Origin of the sequence: Lacimonas salitolerans, from assembly GCF_042677865.1 — a bacterium.
GTDB classification, from domain to species: Bacteria; Pseudomonadota; Alphaproteobacteria; order Rhodobacterales; family Rhodobacteraceae; genus Lutimaribacter; species Lutimaribacter salitolerans.
Map to the genome: position 1 here is coordinate 1 of NZ_JBHUDD010000146.1, position 18,573 is coordinate 18,573.

Sequence of the window (18,573 nt, forward strand, 5' to 3'; positions counted from 1 at the left end):
GGCGGCATCTTCTCAAGCGTCGCGACCAAGGATTCTCATCCTGATTGACGCGCTCTTCTCATCAAGTTTGTCGCGCTACAGATGCCTCCGGCGGGAGTTTAAGGGCAAGATGAAGGATGGACGCGGCTGCGCTATCGGGCCTGGTCGTCCTGCCGGAAGCTGCGGATATGGTCGGGCATTTCGACCCCCGGCAGGTTGCGCGGGTCTGGCAGGGGCGCATCGGTGAGGCTGCGCACCGGGATGACGCCTGCCCAGATCGGCAGGGCGTAATCCTCGTCATCATCCACCGGCCCGCCACTGCGGATCTTGGCGCTGCCTTCGGCGATTTCCATGCCCAGAACGGTTGTCGCTTTCAGCTCCTGCGCCGAGTTGGGGCGCAGCATTGCCGACCGTCCGGGCCACAGCCCGTCGATGAAGGCGGACAGCTTTGCCTCTTTCTGCGCGTCAGGCACGACAAAGGCCTGACCGAACAGCATGACCGACCGGAAATTGGCCGAGTGGTGCATCCCCGAGCGCGCCATCACGAAGCCGTCCAGAATGGTGACGGTCAGACAGACCTCGGCCCCTTTCGAGGCCCGCAGTCCACGGCTGGCAGACGAGCCGTGCCAATAGACGTGATCGCCCTCGCGCCACTGGAAGGTCGGCGTGACAACCGGCTTGCCGTCCATCACATAGCCGACATGGCACATCGGCTGGACATCTAGGATCGCATCGATCGTGGCGCGGTCAAAGGCCCCGCGCTCGTGCGTGCGGCGCAGGCGGGTGCGGTCGGTCTGGCTGAGGTCTGTCATCGCTGCGGGCCTTTCATTCTGCTTGGCAAGCCCGTGATCGCGCCTTATTGGTCACTTTGAAATGACCAGATCAGAACAATTCTCGCATACCAGTTTTCAGGCCGCGCTGGTGTCTCTGTCGCTTGACCGGGCCAGCGCGCTGCCGCTGCACCAGCAACTGACCGAGGCGCTGCGCGATCTGGTGCTGTCGGGCCGTGCCCCGGCGGGTGCGCGCTTGCCGTCATCCCGGCAACTGGCGCAGGAGCTGTCGGTGTCTCGGGTCACCACCCTGACCGCGCTGGAGCAACTGGTGGCCGAAGGCTATCTGGAAACCCGGCGCGGGGCCGGGACCTTTGTGGCGCATGACCTGCCCCGCGCGGCCCCTGCGGTTGGAGCACCCGCCGATCTGCCCGCGCCGCAGCCCCCGCAGCCCTATGCACCGCTGTCGCCCGCGATCCCCGATCTGGCCGGGTTTCCCCATGCCGACTGGGCGCGGCATCTGGAACGCGCCTGGCGTGCGCCGGAACCCGGGTTGCTGGCGCGGCCCGATCCGCTGGGCTGGCCGCCGCTGCGCGCCGCCATCGCCGCTCATCTGGAAGGCTGGCGCGGTCTGCGCTGTGCGCCTGCGCAGGTCATCATCACCTCGGGCGCATCCGAAAGCTTTGACCTGATCGCCCGCGCGCTGTTCGCCCCCGGTGACACCGTGGCGATCGAAGACCCCGCCTTTCCGCCGATGCGCCACGCGCTGACCCGCGCCGGGCTGGCCCTGCACCCCCTGCGGGTCGATGCCGAGGGCCTGCCGGTCGATGCCCTGCCCGCACGGATGCGCGGCGCGGTCGTCACCCCCTCGCGCAGCTATCCGCTGGGCACGACCCTGCCGCTGCCCCGGCGCCTGGCGTTGCTGGATCACGCCGCACGCGCCGGAGCCTGGGTGATCGAGGATGATTACGACAGCGAATTCCGCTATACCGGCCAGCCACTGCCCGCGCTGGCCAGTCTGGATCATGCCGGGCGGGTGATCTATGTCGGCAGCTTTTCCAAGACGCTCAGCCCCGCCCTGCGGCTGGGCTACATGGTCGCCCCGCCCCGCGCGCTGCCTTTGCTGCAACAGGCCATCGCGGCTGCCGGGCCGCGCGCCTCGCTGGTGCCGCAACCGGCGCTGGCAGCCTTCATGGCACAGGGTGGGTTCGCCACCCATCTGCGCCGCATGCGTAGGCTTTATGCCGAAAGGCAGCGGGCACTGATCCACGCGCTTGCACCACTTGCCGATCTGCTGCAGGTCGCCCCTGATCCGGCGGGCATGCACCTTGTCTGTCCGCTGACGCCTGCCTGCCCGCTTGGCGATCACGACATCGCCCGCCGCGCCGCGCGGGCCGGGCTGGGCCTGCGCGCGCTGTCGGCCTATTTCGACGGGCCGGAAGCGCCGCAGGGGCTGGTGCTGGGCTATGCCGGCTTCAATGCAGACACGTTGCGCGATGCCGCCGCCACGCTGGCGGCAATCCTGCGCCATCCTTAGACCCGTGCATAAGGTCGCATGACCCCCCTCGCACCTTCTGCCGGTGTTCGCTAACCTGCCCCTGAATGGAAAAGGAGACCTGCCGTGACCGCACCCGCGCTCAATTCCCGCCACCACAACCGCATCACCGACCTGCACCCCGAAATCACCGCCTGGCGCCGCGATCTGCACACCCACCCCGAGATCGGGTTTCAGGAGGTCCGCACTGCCGGGATCGTCGCGGACAAGCTGAAGGAATTCGGCGTGGACGAGATCATCACCGGCATGGCGACCACCGGCGTGGTGGGCATCATCAAGGGCGAACGGGACGGCCCGATGATCGGGCTGCGCGCCGATATGGACGCGCTGCCGATGAAGGAGCACACCGATGTGCCGTGGAAATCGGTCAACCCCGGCGCGATGCATGCCTGCGGCCATGACGGGCACACCGCGATGCTGCTGGGCGCGGCCAAGATCCTGGCCGAAACGCGCGATTTCGCGGGCTCGGTCGCGGTGATCTTTCAACCCGCCGAAGAGGGTGGCGGCGGTGGCGGCGTGATGGTGCGCGAAGGTCTGTTCGACCGGGCCGACTGCCAGTCGGTCTGGGGGCTGCACAACTGGCCGGGGATGCCGCTGGGCCAGTTCTGCGCACTGTCGGGGCCGATCATGGCGGGCATCGACTATTTCGACATCACGATCAAGGGTCAGGGCACCCATGCCGGGTTGCCGCACAAGGGCGTCGATACGGTACTGGCCGCATCGCATCTGGTGACAGCCATCCAGAGCGTACCGGGGCGCAATGTCTCGCCACATGAAACCGCCACCATCGGCGTGTCGATGTTCAAGGGCTCGGATGCCTATGTGGTCATGCCGGACGAGGCGACGATCGGCGGCTCGGTCCGCTATTTCGACGCCGCCACGCGTGACATGGCCGAGGCGCGCATCCGCAGCCTTGCCAACGGCATCGCCAGCGGCTTCGGGGCCGAGGCGATCATCGACTATCGCAAGAATTACCCGCCCACGGTCAACCACGCCGACGAGACGGACACGGCGGCGCAGGTCGCGGGCGCGCTGGTCGGCACCGACTGCGTGCTGCGCGAAAGCGAGCCCTGCATGGCGGGCGAGGATTTCTCTTTCATGCTGAACGTGCGGCCCGGCAATTACATCTGGATGGGCACCGACCAGCCCGACCGCAAGAACGCCATGGTCCATTACCCCGATTACGATTTCAACGACGCCGCGATCCCGGTGGGCGTGGGGTACTGGCTGGGGCTGGTGGACCAATTGCTTGCGAAGGACTGATTAACGCAAACGCCCCCGCAATTGTCTGCGGGGGCGTTTTAAATGCCAGGCGAAAATCAGGCCTTGAAGGCGGATCAGATTGCGGCCTTGCGGCTTTCCTCAAGATAGATCTCGCGCAGGCGCGGCGCGACCTTGCCCGGCACCCCGGCGCCCACCTTGGCGCCGTCGATCTCGATCACCGGCATCACGAAGGCCGAGGCCGAGGTGATGAACGCCTCGTCCGCATCGCGCGCCTCGTCGATGGTAAAGGACCGCTCCTCGACCTCCATCTGCGCCTCGCGGGCAAAGCGCAGCACGGCGGCGCGGGTGATCCCGTGCAGGATGTCGTTCGACAACTGCCGCGTGATGATCTTGCCGCCCTTCACGATATAGGCGTTGTTGCTGGTGCCCTCGGTCACGAACCCGTCCTCGACCATCCAGGCATCATCGGCCCCGGCCTTCCTGGCCATCATCTTGCCCATCGAGGGATACAGCAACTGCACCGTCTTGATGTCACGGCGGCCCCAGCGGATGTCATCGATGCTGATGACCTTCATGCCCGCCCTGGCCACCGGGCTGTCGGCCAGCCCCGGCTTGTTCTGGGTGAACAGAACCAGCGTCGATGGCGTGGTCTCGGGGTCGGGAAACACGAAATCCCGGTCGCCCGCCGACCCGCGCGTGACCTGAAGATAGATCATCCCCTCCTCGATCCCGTTGCGGGTCACCAGCTCGCGGTGGATCTCCAGCAGGTCGTCGAACTGCGCCGGTTTCTGCATGTCCAGCTCGGCCAGCGACCGCTCCAGCCGGGCCAGATGGCCGGGAAAGTCGATCAGCTTGCCATCCAGCACGCTGGTCACCTCGTAGACGCCATCGGCCATCAGGAAACCACGGTCAAAGATCGACACCTTGGCCTCGTCCTCGGGCAGATAATCGCCGTTCACATAAACGGTGCGGGTCATGGGTGGATCTCCTTATCCCCAAAGGGCGGCACTGGGGGGGTGCACGCCGGCATCATCAAACAAAAGCGGTGCGTCGCGATCCTCGGCCAACAGCAGCGGCCCGTCCAGATCGGTCACCAGCGCGCCCTGCGCCACCAGAGTGGCGGGCGCCATCGCCAGCGAACTGCCGACCATGCAGCCGACCATCACCTTGTAGCCCTCGGCCAGCGCGGCATCGCGCAGCGCCAGCGCCTCGGTCAACCCGCCGGTCTTGTCCAGCTTGATGTTGACCACATCGTACTTGCCGCGCAAATGCGGCAGGCTGGCGCGGTCATGCGCGCTTTCGTCCGCGCAGACCGGCACCGGACGGTCCATGCCGATCAGCGCCTCGTCCTCGCCCGCAGGCAGCGGTTGCTCGACCAGCGTCACACCCAAACGCACCAGATGCGGGGCCAGGTCCGCATAGACCTTGGCCGACCAGCCCTCGTTGGCATCCACGATGATCTGCGATTTGGGCGCTCCACGCCGCACGGCCTCCAGCCGGGGCATGTCGTCGGGCGTGCCCAGCTTGATCTTCAGCAACGGGCGATGCGCGTTCCTGGCCGCCTGCGCCTCCATCTCGGCCGGTTCGGCCAGCGACAGGGTATAGGCCGTGATCTCGGGCCCGGGCGCGGCCAGACCGGCCAGTTCCCACACCCGCTTGCCCGCCTGCTTGGCTGCCAGATCCCACAGCGCGCAATCCACCGCGTTGCGGGCCGCCGCGGCGGGCAGAAGGTCATAGAGCGCCGCGCGGTCAAACACCCGCGGCAAGCCCGCAACCTCTGCCGCCACGCTGTCCAGCGTCTCGTCATAGCGGGCGTAGGGCACGCATTCACCCCAGCCGGTCACACCGCCCTCGGTGATCCGCACCGTCAGCACCTGCGCCTCGGTCCGGCTGCCCCGGCTGATGGTAAACACCTGCGCCAGCCGGAATACGTCGCGCGTCACCTCGATCTGCATCGCGTCCATCCTTCATCTTGCCAGATAAACTCCGGGGGGAATTGCCCGGAACGGGCAATGGGGGGCTGGCCCCCCCATCACCGCTTGCCATTCAGGCGCAGGTCACAGGGTCGCCAGCGCATCCACCAGCTTGCCCGCGCCGAACCGGAACGGATCGGTCGCAGGCAGGCCCAGCCGGGTTTCGATATCGGCCAGATAGGCGCGCGCCTCGTCCTCGGCCATGTGCTGGGTGTTGATCGAATAGCCCACCACCTGACAGGCGGGGTTGGCCACCCGCGCCAGCGTCAGGGCCATGTCACGCACCGCCTCGAGGCTGGGCAGCTTGTAACCCGGCAGACCGCGCATGTGATCGCGCGTCGGCTCGTGGCAGACGATCAGCGCATCGGGCTGCCCGCCATGCACCAGCGCCATGGTCACGCCGGAATAGGAGACGTGAAACAGGCTGCCCTGCCCCTCGATCAGATCCCAGTGGTCGTCATCATTGTCCGGCGTCAGCCATTCGATGCTGCCGGCCATGAAATCGGCGATCACGGCATCCAGCGGCACGCCATCGCCGGTGATCAGGATACCGGTCTGCCCGGTGGCACGGAAACTGGACTTCATCCCGCGCTCGCGCATCTCGGCATCCATCGACAGCGCCGTATACATCTTGCCGACCGAGCAATCGGTGCCCACGGCCAGACAGCGCTTGCCGCTGCGCTTTTCGCCATTGGCGATGGGATATTTCACCGACGGGATGCGCACATCATGCAGCGTGCGGCCCGTCGCGGCGGCCACGGCCACCAGATCGGCCTCGTCGCGCAGAAGGTTGTGCAGCCCCGAGGCCAGATCGAACCCTTCCTCCAGCGCCGTCACCAGCACCTTTTTCCACGCCGGGCTGATCACGCCGCCCCGGTTGGCCACGCCGATCACCAGCGTTTTCGCGCCTGCGGCCTTGGCGGCCTCGAGATCCATGTCGGGCAGGCCCATGTCGGCCTTGCAGCCCTCCATCCGGTACTGGCCCACGGCATTTTCGGGCCGCCAGTCCTTGATCCCCTGCGCCACCTTCGCGGCCAGCGGGTCGGGCGCGTCGCCCAGAAATAGCAGATATGGCGTCTCGATCATGGCGGTCCCCTTTTCATCTCGTGTTGGCGCGCAGTGTCCGGGATTCGTCGGGCAAGTTGCTTCGATTCTGCCGTGTTCCCTGCGTGCGGACCGAATATTCTTGCAGACTTTTACTGATATGCCGCAGAAATGTGCAAGTTTTTCCATTGCACAGAAAACAAGCAGCGCGCCTTGCCGGGACCTGACCAACGTCTTGCCACGCGAAATGCTGCACGGCAGAAACCCCTTGCAGGGCATGGCGCAAATAAATATCCCTGCCCGCGACAATTGCGTAATTTCCTTACCCGAAAGGTGAAAAGATGAGCTTTCGCACCCAGCCCGCCCCCGTCGCCCGCCCCAACCGCTGCCAGCTGTTCGGCCCGGGCTCGCGCCCCGCGATCTTCGAGAAGATGGCAGGCAGCGCCGCGGATGTCATCAACATCGATCTCGAGGACTCGGTCGCGCCCAGCGATAAGGACAGCGCGCGCAAGAACGTGATCCAGGCCATCGGTGATGTCGACTGGGGCAAGAAAACCCTGTCGGTGCGCATCAACGGGCTGGACACGCCGTTCTGGTACCGCGACGTGGTCGACCTGCTGGAGCAGGCCTCGGACCGGCTGGACCTGATCATGATCCCCAAGGTCGGCTGCGCCGCCGACGTCTATGCGGTCGATGCGCTGGTCACGGCGATCGAGGCCGCCAAGGGCCGGACCAAGCGGCTGGGGTTCGAGGTGATCATCGAATCCGCCGCCGGCATCGCCCATGTCGAGGAGATCGCCGCCAGCAGCCCGCGCCTTCAGGCGATGAGCCTGGGCGCGGCGGATTTCGCCGCGTCGATGGGCATGGCCACCACCGGCATCGGCGGCACGCAGGCGAATTACTACATGCTGCACGAAGGCGGCAAATACTGGTCCGATCCCTGGCACTGGGCGCAGGCCAACATCGTCGCCGCCTGCCGCACCCATGGCGTGCTGCCGGTGGATGGCCCGTTCGGCGATTTCTCGGATGACGAAGGCTTTCGCGCGCAGGCGTTGCGCAGCGCGACACTGGGCATGGTCGGCAAATGGGCGATCCACCCCAAGCAGGTGACACTGGCCAACGAGGTCTTCACCCCCACCGAGGCCGCCGTGACCGAGGCGCGCGAGATCCTGAAGGCGATGGAAGAGGCCAAGGCCCGCGGCGAAGGCGCCACCACCTACAAGGGCAAGCTGATCGACATTGCCTCGATCAAGCAGGCCGAGGTGATCGTGCGCCAGTCGGAAATGATCGCCGAGTAAGTCCGGCGTGACCCCATTGTGCGCGCCACAGGCGCGCGCCTAGTATCTCGGCCCGTTCCGGGCCTCGGGGCTGAGGGGCGCTGCCCCTCAAACTCCCCGGAGTTTAGGGGCAAGATGAAGGACCCGGGTTTGCATGGTGTGTGCATGCCATGTGCATGGATCGTGCCGGGCGTTCCGCGACGCCCCGGCTTGCCAAGGGGGCGGTCGCGTGACACGCTTTGAGCGTCAGCAGGGAGGGGCGCATGCAGGCATCCGACACCATCACGCATCTGCCGCAGGTGACCGAACCGCGCAATCCCGGCATGGATCTGAACATGGACTGGGTGATGTCGGCCCGCGCCAATACCTCGGCGATCGAGCGCCGCGCCGCCAGCCTGCCGGGCCGCCGCAGCGTCAAGAAAGAGTATCAGGCCGCGTGGCTGTGCCGGGCGGTATCCTGCATCGACCTGACCACGCTGGCGGGCGATGACACAGGCGGCCGCGTGGCGCGGCTGTGTGCCAAGGCGCGGCAGCCGGTGCGCGGCGACATCCTGCAAGCCCTTGACATGACAGGGCTAACCGTCGGCGCGGTCTGCGTCTATCACGATATGGTGGCCCCGGCGCGGGCGGCCCTGACCGGGTCGGGCATCCCCGTTGCGGCGGTGTCCACGGGCTTTCCCGCCGGGCTGTCGCCCTTTCATTTGCGCGTGGCCGAGATCGGTGAAAGCGTCAAGGCGGGCGCGGAGGAGATCGACATCGTGATCTCGCGTCGCCACGTGCTGACCGGCAACTGGCAGGCGCTGTATGACGAGATGCGCGCCTTTCGCACGGCCTGTGGCGACGCGCATGTCAAGGCGATCCTGGCGACGGGCGAGCTGGGCACGCTGCGCAACGTGGCCCGCGCCAGCCTTGTGTGCATGATGGCGGGGGCCGATTTCATCAAGACCTCGACGGGGAAGGAGGGTGTGAATGCCACCCTGCCCGTCACCCTGGTGATGCTGCGTGCGATCCGCGCGTATCATGCGCGCACGGGGTTTCGCGTGGGCTACAAACCAGCGGGGGGGATCTCCAAGGCCAAGGATGCGCTGGTCTATCTGTCGATGATCAAGGAGGAACTGGGCGACCGCTGGCTGCGGCCAGACCTGTTCCGCTTTGGGGCATCCAGCCTGCTGGGCGATATCGAACGACAGTTGGAGCATCACGTTACCGGAGGCTATTCCGCCAAGTGGCGGCATCCCGTGGGTTGAGACCCTGGTCGCGAATATGTGGGACGATGACATGACCGTGAAAGAGATATTCGAGACGATGGAGTATGGCCCGGCCCCCGAATCCGCCGCCGAGGCGCTGGCCTGGCTGGTGGATCAGGGCGACCGTTTCGGCCATTTCATCGACGGGGCCTTTACCGATCCCGGAGACGGGTTCGACAGCTGCAACCCGGCTACGGGCGAGGTTCTGGCGACGCTGACGCAGGCAGGCGAGGCAGATGTGGATGCCGCCGTTTCAGCCGCCCGTCGCGCGCAGCCGGCTTGGGCAAAGCTGGGCGGGCACGGGCGCGCGCGGCATCTTTATGCTCTGGCGCGGATGATCCAGAAACACAGCCGCCTGTTCGCGGTGCTGGAAACGCTGGACAACGGCAAGCCGGTCCGCGAGGCGCGCGATATCGATATCCCCCTGGTGCAGCGGCATTTTTACCATCACGCAGGGCTGGCGCAGCTGATGGAATCGGAACTGCCGGGCATGGGGCCCCATGGCGTCTGCGGGCAGGTGATCCCGTGGAACTTCCCCTTGCTGATGCTGGCATGGAAAGTCGCCCCGGCGCTGGCGGCGGGCAATACCGTGGTGCTGAAACCGGCGGAATACACCTCGCTGACCGCGTTACTATTTGCCGATATCTGCCGCCGCGCGGGGCTGCCCCGTGGGGTGGTCAACATCGTCACCGGCGACGGTGCTGTGGGCGAGATGGTAGTGGCGCACAAGGGCGTGGACAAGGTGGCGTTCACCGGCTCCACCGGGGTTGGACGTGCGATCCGCCGTGCAACGGCGGGTCAGGGCAAGGCGCTGACGCTGGAGCTGGGTGGCAAATCTGCGTTCATCGTGTTCGACGATGCCGATATCGACAGCGCGATCGAAGGGCTGGTCGATGCGATCTGGTTCAACGGCGGACAGGTCTGCTGCGCGGGGTCGCGCCTGATCGTGCAGGAAGGCATCGCAGAGGCGTTTCACACCCGCCTGTGCGCCCGCATGGACAAGCTGCGCATCGGTGATCCGCTGGACAAATGCGTGGACGTGGGCGCCATCGTCGATCCGGTGCAGCGGGATCGCATCGCGCAGATGGTGGCCGGTTGCACGGCGGGCGAGGTGCATCAGGTGGCTGCCGAGATGCCCGCGCAAGGCTGCTTCTATCCGCCCACGCTGATCACCGGGCTGGCCCCCAGCGACGCGCTGATGCAGGAGGAGATCTTTGGCCCCGTTCTGGTCTCGACCACCTTCCGCACCCCGGCCGAGGCGGTGGACCTGGCCAATGACACCCGATACGGGCTGGCGGCAAGCGTGTGGTCTGAAAACCTGAACCTGGCGCTGGACGTGGCACCGAAACTGGTGGCAGGCGTGATCTGGGTCAACGCGACCAACCTGTTCGACGCGGCCGCCCCCTTTGGCGGGATGCGCGAAAGCGGCTTTGGCCGCGAAGGCGGGTGGGAAGGGTTGCGCGCCTATCTGCGTCCAGTGGTCAAGGCGGCGGGCAAGACGAAACCGCTGGCACAGATTGTCCCTTTCGAGGGGGATAGCAGCTTTCACGGCGGGCTAGACCGGACATCGAAGCTGTATATCGGGGGCAAGCAGGCGCGGCCGGATGGCGGCTATACCCGCGCGGTCCATGGCAAAAGCGGCAAGGCCCTGGGCGAGGTGCCGATCGCCAACCGCAAGGATATCCGCAACGCGGTCGAGGCTGCGGCGGGGGCCGCAGGCTGGGCCAAGACCACCGGCCACGCCCGCGCGCAGATCCTGTATTTCATTGCCGAGAACCTTGAGGCGCGGGCGGATGAGTTTGCCGCGCGGATCGACGCCATGACCGGCATCCGCAAGGGTGCATCCGAGGTGCAGGCCAGCATCAGCCGCCTGTTCACCTATGCTGCCTGGGCCGACAAGTTCGATGGCCGGGTCAAGGGCGTGCCGCTGCGCGGCGTGGCGATGGCGATGCGCGCGCCGGTGGGCGTGATCGGCGCGATCTGCCCGGACGAGGCACCTTTGCTGGGGCTGGTGTCGCTGATGGGCCCGGCGATGGCGATGGGCAATCCTTGTGTGCTGATCGCATCCGAGCCCTATCCGCTGGCGGCCCTGGACTTTACCCAGATCATCGAAACCTCGGACGTGCCGGAGGGTGTGGTCAACATCCTGACCGGCAGCCATGCCGAGCTTGCGCCCACGCTGGCGCGCCATGCGGGGGTGGATGCGCTGTGGTGCTTCAGCTCGACCGACCTGTCGGCGCAGATCGAGGCGGACAGCGCCGCCAGCCTTAAACGCACATGGGTGAACAACGCGCAGACGCGCGACTGGACGGGCGCGGCGGGCGAAGGGCATGAGTTTCTGGAGGCCGCGACCGAGATCAAGACGATATGGGTGCCTTATGGCGAATGACGTCTTCATCGGTGACTATGACCGCCGCGTGACGCCTGAAGAACTGGACGCGCGAGCCGCCAAGGGCGCAGGCGCGCTGCTGGCCGCCGGGATCGGCCCGGATACGCCGGTGGCCGTCATCATGCGCAACGATCTGGCGCAGATCGAGGTGATGCGCGCCACCGCCCGTGCAGGCGCTGTGATCGTTGCGCTGAACTGGCACGGCGCGGCGGACGAGGTGGAGGCGATCTGCGACGATGCAGGCGCGCATCACGTCATCATCCATCGCGACCTGATTGCGCCCCTGGCCCCCGCGCTGGCGGGGCGGCAGGTGATCGGGGCCACCCCCGGCCCGGCGCTGTGCGCGGCCTATGATATCGGCGATGCGGCGCGGGATGGCGACTGCCCGGAATGGGCCGATCTGGTGGACGCGGCAGAGCCGCTTCTACATACCGAGATGATGCGCCCGATGCTGCGCTATACCTCGGGGTCCACGGGCAGGCCCAAGGGCGTGCGCCGCACCCGCAGCGGACCGCGAAAGGATTTCACCAACCTGCTGGTGCAGGTGGGCGACGAGATGATGGGCCTGCGCCCCGGCGCGCGGTTCCTGACCGCGGCACCGGTATATCACTCGGCCCCGTCGACCCTGACCAGTGCCGCGCTGGTGACGCCCGGCGTGTCGACCCTGCTGGCCCCGCGCTTCGAGCCCGAGGATTTTCTGGCGACCATCGCGCGGGACCGGATCACCCATATCTACCTTGTGCCCACGATGATGAGCCGGCTGCTGAAACTGCCCGAGGATGTGAAGGCGCGGTATGACCTGTCATCGGTGGAATTCGCCGTCTCGACCGGCTCGCCCTGGCCGCATGACCTGAAACGCGCGATGATCGACTGGTGGGGGCCGGTGTTCTGGGAAAGCTATGGCGCGACCGAGATCGGGTTCATGACCATGGCCTCCAGCGCCGACGCGCTGGAGCGGCCCGGCACGGCGGGACGGATGCAGATGGGCGGCACGTTGCTGATTCTGGACGAACAGGGCAACACGCTGCCCGCCGGTGAGGTGGGCGAGATCTACGCGCGGATGGACGCCTTTGGCGGGTTCGATTATTCGAACGATCCGCAGGCGCGGGCCAGCGCGGAAAAGCACGGGCATTTTTCGGTGGGCGACCTGGGCTGGGTGGACGAGGACGGATACCTGTTCATCACCGACCGCAAGAAGGACATGATCATTTCCGGCGGGGCGAATATCTTTCCCGCCGAGATCGAGGCGGTGCTGATGCGCGCGCCCTTCGTGCGCGATGTCGCCGTGTTCGGCGCGCCGCATCCCGAGTTCGGCGAACAGGTGGTGGCAGCCATCGAGCCTGCGCAGGGGGTCGAGCCGGACGCGGGCGCGGTGCGGGAGTTTCTGAATGGCCGGCTGGCGCGGTTCAAACAACCGCGCATCATAGACTTTCACGACAAGCTGCCGCGCGAGGACACCGGCAAGGTGTTCAAACCCCGCCTGCGCGCGCCCTATTGGGAAAAGGCAGGCCGCCGGATCTGAGCCGTCTGCGCGTGGGGCAGGTGACCGCATTGAGTGCGCCTTGTCGGCGCACGCCGAGTATCTCGGCCCGTTCCGGGCCTCGGGGATGAGGGGCGCTGCCCCTCAAACTCCCCGGAGTTTATCTGGCAAGATGAAGACAGGACCGCGTGTCAGTTGGCCGCCGCCGATTCCAGCCCCTCGGGCTGGCCCACCACGACGAAGGTCAGGCGCGACGGGTCGAGCAGTTCCTGCCCGACCCGGGTGATATCCTCGAGCGTGACGGCGTTCAGCTTGTCGTTGCGGGTGGCGATGTAATCGATGGGCAGCCCCTCCATCTGCATGGCCACGATGATGTTGGCGATCGGACCGTTGCCGTCGAAGCGCAGCGGATAGGCCCCGGTGAGATATGTCTTGGCGTTTTCCAGCTCGTCCTCGGTCACGCCCTGATCCAGCATCTTTTGCCATTCATCGCGGATCACCTGCACGGTTTCTGCCATCCGCTCGTTGGCCGATGCGACCGAGCCTTGCCAGAGCTGCGCGTGATCCTTGTCGACGAGGTAGGAATAAATGCCATAGGTCAGGCCACGTTTCTCGCGCACTTCGCTCATCAGGCGGCTTTCGAAACCGCCGCCGCCCAGGATGTGATCCAGCACGAAGGCGGCAAAGAAATCAGGGTCGTCGCGGTCGATGCCGGGCTGGCCGAACACCGCCACGGACTGCGGTGTCGCGAAATCGACCACATGGACGTCACCATCGAGCGTGACCTGGGCAGGTCCGGGCAGTGGCGCGCCGGTGGCGGGCAGATCCCCCAGCAGGGTGTCAAGCAAGGCAGACAGGTCCTCGGGCGATATGTCGCCCACGGCGCCGACGTAGATGCGGTCACGGGCCAGGGCGCCCTCGTGCGCGGCCAGCAGATCGTCGCGGGTCAGATCGGTAACCGTTTCGACCGAGCCGTCCTGCGGCAGGGCGTAGGGGTGATCGCCATACACCATCGCGTCAAAGACGCGGGTTGCGATGCTGCGCGGGTCTTTCTCGTCCGACCGCAGGCTGGAGAGCAGTTGCGCGCGCACGCGCTCGACCGCGTCCTCGTCGAACCGGGGGGAGATCAGGCTGTCGCGCAGCAAATCCACCGCACTGTCGCGGTTCTCGGTCAGGAACTTGGCCGAAACGCGCACCGCATCATCCGACAGGCTATAGCTGAAAGAGGCAGCCAGAGATTCCGTCGCGCGGGCGAAACCGCGGGAGTCCAGATCGGCGGCCCCTTCTTCAAGCAGCGAGACCATAAGGCTGGTCGCGCCCTTCTTTTCGGGCGCATCCAGCGCGGCACCGCCACGGAAGCGTATTTCCAGCGCGGTGAAGGGGATCGAGTTTTCTTCGACCAGCCAGGCCGTGATGCCGCCGGGTGTCGTGATTTCCTGAATCTCGACCTCGGCACGGGCGGGCAGCGCGGCGACCGCCAGAAAGATGGCGCAGACAAAGCGGATCATTGGGTTACCTCCTCGGCCATCAGATAGCCGGTGACTGATGTGCGGCGGTCCAGGACCATCCGCGCGGCGGACATCACGTCGTCTGCCGTGACCTCTTGCAGGATATCGGGCCAGTCCTGCACATCCTGCACGGTCAGCCCCTGCGTCAGCGCCCGACCATAGCGGTTGGCCAGCGAGTTGACGCTGTCGCGGGCGTAGATCTGGCTGGCGCGCATCTGGAACTTGATCCGCTCCAGTTGCTCGGCATCCACGCCGGTTTCCAGAAACTCGGCCAAGGCGCGGTCCAGTCCGGCCTCGGCCTCTTCCAGCGTGACGCCGGGTGTCGGCACGACGATGAAATCGAACGTCGTGTCATCCAGCGAGGTGCCGCCGTAAAAGGCGCCGGTGAAGGTCGCGATCTGGTCGTCGAATTGCAGCTTTTCGGCCAGAACGCTGGTGGTGCCGCCACCCAGGATATCCGACAGGATCGACAGGGCGGCCGCGGTTTCCTGCGCGCCGCTGTCACGTTCGGGGGCCAAATAGGACCGGCTGACATAGGGTTGCGCCACGCGGGCATCGCGAAAGATCAGGCGTCTTTCGGATGTCTGTGGCGGTTCCTGCGGGCGGGTCCGCTCCGGCAGGTCGGGATTTGCGGGGATCGGGCCATAGTGTGTTTCGGCCAGTTCGCGCACCTCGTCCGGGGTCACATCGCCGGCGACGATCAGGATCGCGTTGTTGGGCGCGTAATAGCGGTCGTAAAAGGCGCGGGCCTTGGTCTGGTCCAGCGCCACCATCTCGTGACGCCAGCCGATGATCGGCACGCCGTAGCGGTGGTTGAGGTATTGCACCGCGTTCTTTTGTTCCCGAAACAGGGCGCGGGGATTGTTCTCGACCCGCTGGTTGCGTTCTTCGATGATCACCTCGCGCTCGACCGCCACGTCGGTTTCGCTGAGTTTCAGGTTGACCATCCGGTCCGCTTCCATCTGCATCATCAGGTCCAGACGGTCGGCGGCGATGCGCTGAAAATAGGCGGTGTAGTCATAGCTGGTAAAGGCGTTGTCCGAACCGCCGTTGCGCGCGACCGTGGCGGAAAATTCTCCCGGTTCCAGAGTTTCTGTGCCGCGAAACAGCAGGTGTTCCAGAAAATGCGCCACGCCGGAGCTGCCGGGCGGTTCGTCTGCCGATCCGGCGCGATACCACAGCATGTGCACCACGACAGGGGCACGGGTATCCTCGATCACCACGACCTCCATGCCGTTGTCGAGGGCAAAGCTGGTGACCTGATCGCGCGCCGCGGCGGGAACCGCCAACGCGAAAAGACCAAGAAAAAGCGCGGCTAGTCGCAGCATCGGCACACCTCCTGTGAACGGTAGTGGAAAAGATACCCCGAAACCGGATCACCGCAAGCCGCGCTGACGCTGTTGTGAGGGGTCAGTTGCCCGGCGGGGCCGAGGGGGTCGGCACGCCAACGCGGCGATAGGCGTTGTTGGTGCGCACAGAGTTCAGCGTCTGCGGCTCGTAGACCGAGTTGTACTTGTTCTTGACGAAGATGCGCAGGCGCTGGAAGCGGCCCTTGCGCTGGCGAAACTCCTCGTCCTCCTGCGCCAGTGTGCCGCGGATGTTGGCCGGGGTGCCACCGCGCGCCGCATGCTGCACAAGCGCCGCATCCGAGGCAGGCACGCCGGAGGCATCCAGCGCCGCTGGACGCCCGCCCAGTGCCGCGACGCCATCGGCCAGCGGATTCTGATCAACCAGATTGCGCGCACCCGGCGTGGGCGCGGGAAGCGCATTGTAGTCGGACGGGGACTGTAGCGGCTTGGCGGGCAGGATCGCGAATTCATCCGGCCCGTTGCCCGATGATTTCAGCTGCCGCAGATCGATCTCGCGGTCCCCGCGCGCGCAGGCAGCCACCGCCAGCACAAGTATCAATCCGACTGTTACCCGCGTGATACCCATCACTGCCTCCGTCTCTTTGGCCCAGCCTTAACCGATATCGCCCGCCGCGTCACGGGGCCTTTTTCGCCTTGCCATCGTTGCCGGTGAACAAGATCAGCCCGACCGCACCGATGAAGATCGAGATATCGGCCACGTTGAACGCATAGGGGTTTTCAAACCCGCAGCACGACATGTTCAGAAAATCCGCCACCGCGCCATACAGCACGCGGTCCACCACATTGCCCATCGCGCCGCCCACCATCAGACCGGCGGCGACAAAGCCCAGCCGCCCAGGCGGATCGTGGCGCACCCACCAGACCACGCCGATCGACACCACCACGGCCACTGCGATCAGCGCCCAGCGGGTCACATCGGAGGGCCCGCCCAGCAGGCCGAAATTGATCCCGTAGTTCCACGCCATGCGCAGGTTCAGGAACGGCGGCAGCACGTCGATGGCCTGCACCGTGCGCAGGTCCAGCCAATGCACCACCAGCCACTTGATGGCCTGATCCAAAAGGAACACCCAGAACCCTACCCAGAATACCAGCCGCATACGCGCCTCCTGCCTCTTGTTCGCTGCGCCTTGTTTGCGGCGCTTGTCGTCTTGCGTCGGGGTCAGTGCCGAAAGTGGCGCATGCCCGTGAATACCATGGCCAGCCCGGCCTGATCGGCGGCGGCGATCACCTCGTCGTCGCGCATCGAGCCACCGGGCTGGATGATTGCGGTCGCCCCCGCCTCGGCCGCGGCCAGCAGGCCATCGGCAAAGGGAAAGAACGCATCCGACGCCACGACCGACCCGATGGCGGGCGTTTCGTCCAGCCCCAGATCCTGCGCCATCCGCTCGGCCTTAAGCGCGGCGATGGTCGAACTGTCGACCCGGCTCATCTGGCCTGCGCCAACACCCACGGTCGCCCCGTCCTTGACGTAGACGATGGCATTGGATTTCACATGCTTGGCCACTTTCCAGGCAAACAGCAGATCCGCCAGTTCGGCATCGGTCGGCGCCCGCTTGGTGACGACCTTCAGGTCATCGGGACCGACGCGGCCATTGTCCTTGTCCTGCACCAGCAACCCGCCCGAGACTTGGCTGAACGCCAGACCGCCCGCCGCCGGGTTGGCCAGACCCGGCGCAATCAGCAGGCGCAGGTTCTTTTTCGACGCGAACAGATCGCGCGCGCCCTGATCGGCGCCGGGGGCGATCACCACCTCGGTGAAGATTTGCACGATCTCGGATGCGGTTTCGGAGTCCAGAATGGTGTTCAGCGCGACGATGCCCCCGAACGCGCTGGTGCGGTCGCAGTCGAACGCGCGGCCATAGGCCTGTTTCAACGTCGTGCCACGCGCCACACCGCAAGGATTGGCGTGCTTGATGATCGCGCAGGCCGGGCCGTCCGAGGGCAGGAATTCGCTGACCAGTTCGAAGGCGGCATCGGTGTCGTTGATGTTGTTGTACGACAGTTCCTTGCCCTGCAACTGCTGGGCGGTGGCCACGCCGGGGCGTTCGCTGCCATCGGTGTAGAACGCCGCCTGCTGATGCGGGTTTTCGCCGTACCGCAGGGTCTGGGCCAGCGTGCCCGCCACCACCCGGCGGCGCGGGGCCGGGTCGCCAATCGCCCCGGCCATCCATGTGCTGACTGCCGCGTCATAGGCCCCGGTGCGGGCATAGGCCGTCTGCGCCAGCCGCTGCCGGAAGGCATAGGTGGTCTGCCCGTCGTTGGCCTCAAGCTGTGCCAGCAGCGCGGGATAGTCCTCGACATCCACCACAACGCCCACAAAGCGATGGTTCTTGGCGGCGGCACGGATCATCGCGGGCCCTCCGATGTCGATGTTCTCGATCATCTCGTCATACTCGGCCCCGCGGGCCAGCGCCGCCTCGAACGGATAGAGGTTGACCACCAGCAGGTCGATTTCGCGAATGCCATGGGCCGTGGCCGCGCCGATATGCGCGTCGTTGTCGCGCAAGGCCAGCAGGCCGCCATGCACCGCCGGATGCAGGGTTTTCACCCGCCCGTCCATCATCTCGGGAAAGCCCGTCACCTCGGACACGTCGGTCACCGCCAACCCCGCATCGCGCATCGCCGATGCCGTACCGCCCGTGGACAGCAGTTCGACCCCGCGCGCGGCTAGGGCCTGCGCCAGGTCGATCAGCCCGGTCTTGTCGGAAACGGACAGCAGGGCGCGTCGGATGGGGTGCAGGTCGGTGGTCATGGGGT

15 protein-coding genes are annotated in these 18,573 nt (G+C 66.2%); 6 read left to right on the forward strand and 9 right to left on the reverse strand.

What is annotated here, in order from left to right; translation table 11 throughout:
* Positions 1-131: 131 nt before the first annotated feature.
* The gene (locus ACFTOW_RS15755) at positions 132-791 is read right to left on the reverse strand and encodes a pyridoxamine 5'-phosphate oxidase family protein (protein WP_379917407.1); all 660 of its coding nucleotides are present in this window, start codon (positions 789-791) and stop codon (positions 132-134) included.
* Between the two features lie 61 nt (positions 792-852).
* Between ACFTOW_RS15755 and pdxR the strand changes: the two genes are divergently transcribed.
* Positions 853-2,286, forward strand: a complete 1,434-nt coding sequence (pdxR, locus tag ACFTOW_RS15760) for a MocR-like pyridoxine biosynthesis transcription factor PdxR (RefSeq protein WP_379917409.1) — start codon at positions 853-855, stop codon at positions 2,284-2,286.
* Between the two features lie 84 nt (positions 2,287-2,370).
* The gene (locus ACFTOW_RS15765; protein ID WP_379917411.1) at positions 2,371-3,567 is read left to right on the forward strand and encodes a M20 aminoacylase family protein; all 1,197 of its coding nucleotides are present in this window, start codon (positions 2,371-2,373) and stop codon (positions 3,565-3,567) included.
* A gap of 74 nt (positions 3,568-3,641) precedes the next feature.
* On the opposite strand, the gene ACFTOW_RS15770 is transcribed toward ACFTOW_RS15765, so the two are convergent.
* The 3 genes from ACFTOW_RS15770 to dgcN form a co-directional block, all read right to left on the reverse strand.
* The gene (locus tag ACFTOW_RS15770) at positions 3,642-4,505 is read right to left on the reverse strand and encodes a D-amino-acid transaminase (protein WP_379917413.1); all 864 of its coding nucleotides are present in this window, start codon (positions 4,503-4,505) and stop codon (positions 3,642-3,644) included.
* A 12-nt stretch (positions 4,506-4,517) separates the two neighbouring features.
* Positions 4,518-5,483 (reverse strand): N-acetyl-D-Glu racemase DgcA, encoded by a 966-nt coding sequence (dgcA, locus tag ACFTOW_RS15775; protein ID WP_379917415.1) that lies wholly within the window; start codon positions 5,481-5,483, stop codon positions 4,518-4,520.
* 102 nt (positions 5,484-5,585) lie between these two features.
* Positions 5,586-6,587, reverse strand: a complete 1,002-nt coding sequence (gene dgcN / locus ACFTOW_RS15780) for an N-acetyltransferase DgcN (protein WP_379917417.1) — start codon at positions 6,585-6,587, stop codon at positions 5,586-5,588.
* A 299-nt stretch (positions 6,588-6,886) separates the two neighbouring features.
* On the opposite strand from dgcN, the gene ACFTOW_RS15785 reads away from it, so the two are divergent.
* From ACFTOW_RS15785 to ACFTOW_RS15800, 4 genes are all read left to right on the forward strand, one after another.
* Entirely contained in the window at positions 6,887-7,843 is a 957-nt protein-coding gene (locus ACFTOW_RS15785; RefSeq protein WP_379917419.1) for an L-malyl-CoA/beta-methylmalyl-CoA lyase, read from the forward strand.
* A 242-nt stretch (positions 7,844-8,085) separates the two neighbouring features.
* Positions 8,086-9,069, forward strand: coding sequence for a deoxyribose-phosphate aldolase (deoC, locus tag ACFTOW_RS15790; protein WP_379917421.1), 984 nt, complete (start codon positions 8,086-8,088; stop codon positions 9,067-9,069).
* 31 nt (positions 9,070-9,100) lie between these two features.
* On the forward strand, positions 9,101-11,458 hold the full coding sequence (locus ACFTOW_RS15795; protein WP_379917423.1) for an aldehyde dehydrogenase family protein: 2,358 nt from the start codon (positions 9,101-9,103) through the stop codon (positions 11,456-11,458).
* On the forward strand, positions 11,448-12,980 hold the full coding sequence (locus ACFTOW_RS15800) for an AMP-binding protein (RefSeq protein WP_379917425.1): 1,533 nt from the start codon (positions 11,448-11,450) through the stop codon (positions 12,978-12,980). The genes ACFTOW_RS15795 and ACFTOW_RS15800 overlap by 11 nt, the downstream gene beginning before the upstream one ends.
* A gap of 149 nt (positions 12,981-13,129) precedes the next feature.
* Here ACFTOW_RS15800 and ACFTOW_RS15805 read toward each other — a convergent pair whose 3' ends face one another.
* From ACFTOW_RS15805 to purH, 5 genes are all read right to left on the reverse strand, one after another.
* Entirely contained in the window at positions 13,130-14,446 is a 1,317-nt protein-coding gene (locus tag ACFTOW_RS15805; RefSeq protein ID WP_379917427.1) for a M16 family metallopeptidase, read from the reverse strand.
* Positions 14,443-15,774: a M16 family metallopeptidase gene (locus tag ACFTOW_RS15810; RefSeq protein ID WP_379917430.1), complete on the reverse strand. Its 1,332-nt coding sequence runs from the start codon at positions 15,772-15,774 to the stop codon at positions 14,443-14,445. The genes ACFTOW_RS15805 and ACFTOW_RS15810 overlap by 4 nt, the downstream gene beginning before the upstream one ends.
* A gap of 82 nt (positions 15,775-15,856) precedes the next feature.
* Positions 15,857-16,381: a DUF3035 domain-containing protein gene (locus ACFTOW_RS15815; protein WP_379917432.1), complete on the reverse strand. Its 525-nt coding sequence runs from the start codon at positions 16,379-16,381 to the stop codon at positions 15,857-15,859.
* 49 nt (positions 16,382-16,430) lie between these two features.
* Positions 16,431-16,913, reverse strand: a complete 483-nt coding sequence (gene lspA / locus ACFTOW_RS15820; RefSeq protein WP_379917434.1) for a signal peptidase II — start codon at positions 16,911-16,913, stop codon at positions 16,431-16,433.
* A 62-nt stretch (positions 16,914-16,975) separates the two neighbouring features.
* Positions 16,976-18,568, reverse strand: coding sequence for a bifunctional phosphoribosylaminoimidazolecarboxamide formyltransferase/IMP cyclohydrolase (gene purH / locus ACFTOW_RS15825; protein WP_379917436.1), 1,593 nt, complete (start codon positions 18,566-18,568; stop codon positions 16,976-16,978).
* Positions 18,569-18,573 lie beyond the last annotated feature (5 nt).

Coding starts and splice junctions, on each gene's coding strand:
- purH (WP_379917436.1), bottom strand. CDS start 18,568: ATGACCACCGACCTGCACCCCATCCGACGCGCCCTGCTGTCCGTTTCC.
- pdxR (WP_379917409.1), top strand. CDS start 853: ATGACCAGATCAGAACAATTCTCGCATACCAGTTTTCAGGCCGCGCTG.
- ACFTOW_RS15795 (WP_379917423.1), top strand. CDS start 9,101: ATGACCGTGAAAGAGATATTCGAGACGATGGAGTATGGCCCGGCCCCC.
- ACFTOW_RS15770 (WP_379917413.1), bottom strand. CDS start 4,505: ATGACCCGCACCGTTTATGTGAACGGCGATTATCTGCCCGAGGACGAG.
- ACFTOW_RS15805 (WP_379917427.1), bottom strand. CDS start 14,446: ATGATCCGCTTTGTCTGCGCCATCTTTCTGGCGGTCGCCGCGCTGCCC.
- ACFTOW_RS15785 (WP_379917419.1), top strand. CDS start 6,887: ATGAGCTTTCGCACCCAGCCCGCCCCCGTCGCCCGCCCCAACCGCTGC.
- ACFTOW_RS15800 (WP_379917425.1), top strand. CDS start 11,448: ATGGCGAATGACGTCTTCATCGGTGACTATGACCGCCGCGTGACGCCT.
- ACFTOW_RS15755 (WP_379917407.1), bottom strand. CDS start 791: ATGACAGACCTCAGCCAGACCGACCGCACCCGCCTGCGCCGCACGCAC.
- ACFTOW_RS15815 (WP_379917432.1), bottom strand. CDS start 16,381: ATGGGTATCACGCGGGTAACAGTCGGATTGATACTTGTGCTGGCGGTG.
- lspA (WP_379917434.1), bottom strand. CDS start 16,913: ATGCGGCTGGTATTCTGGGTAGGGTTCTGGGTGTTCCTTTTGGATCAG.
- deoC (WP_379917421.1), top strand. CDS start 8,086: ATGCAGGCATCCGACACCATCACGCATCTGCCGCAGGTGACCGAACCG.
- dgcA (WP_379917415.1), bottom strand. CDS start 5,483: ATGCAGATCGAGGTGACGCGCGACGTATTCCGGCTGGCGCAGGTGTTT.
- dgcN (WP_379917417.1), bottom strand. CDS start 6,587: ATGATCGAGACGCCATATCTGCTATTTCTGGGCGACGCGCCCGACCCG.
- ACFTOW_RS15810 (WP_379917430.1), bottom strand. CDS start 15,774: ATGCTGCGACTAGCCGCGCTTTTTCTTGGTCTTTTCGCGTTGGCGGTT.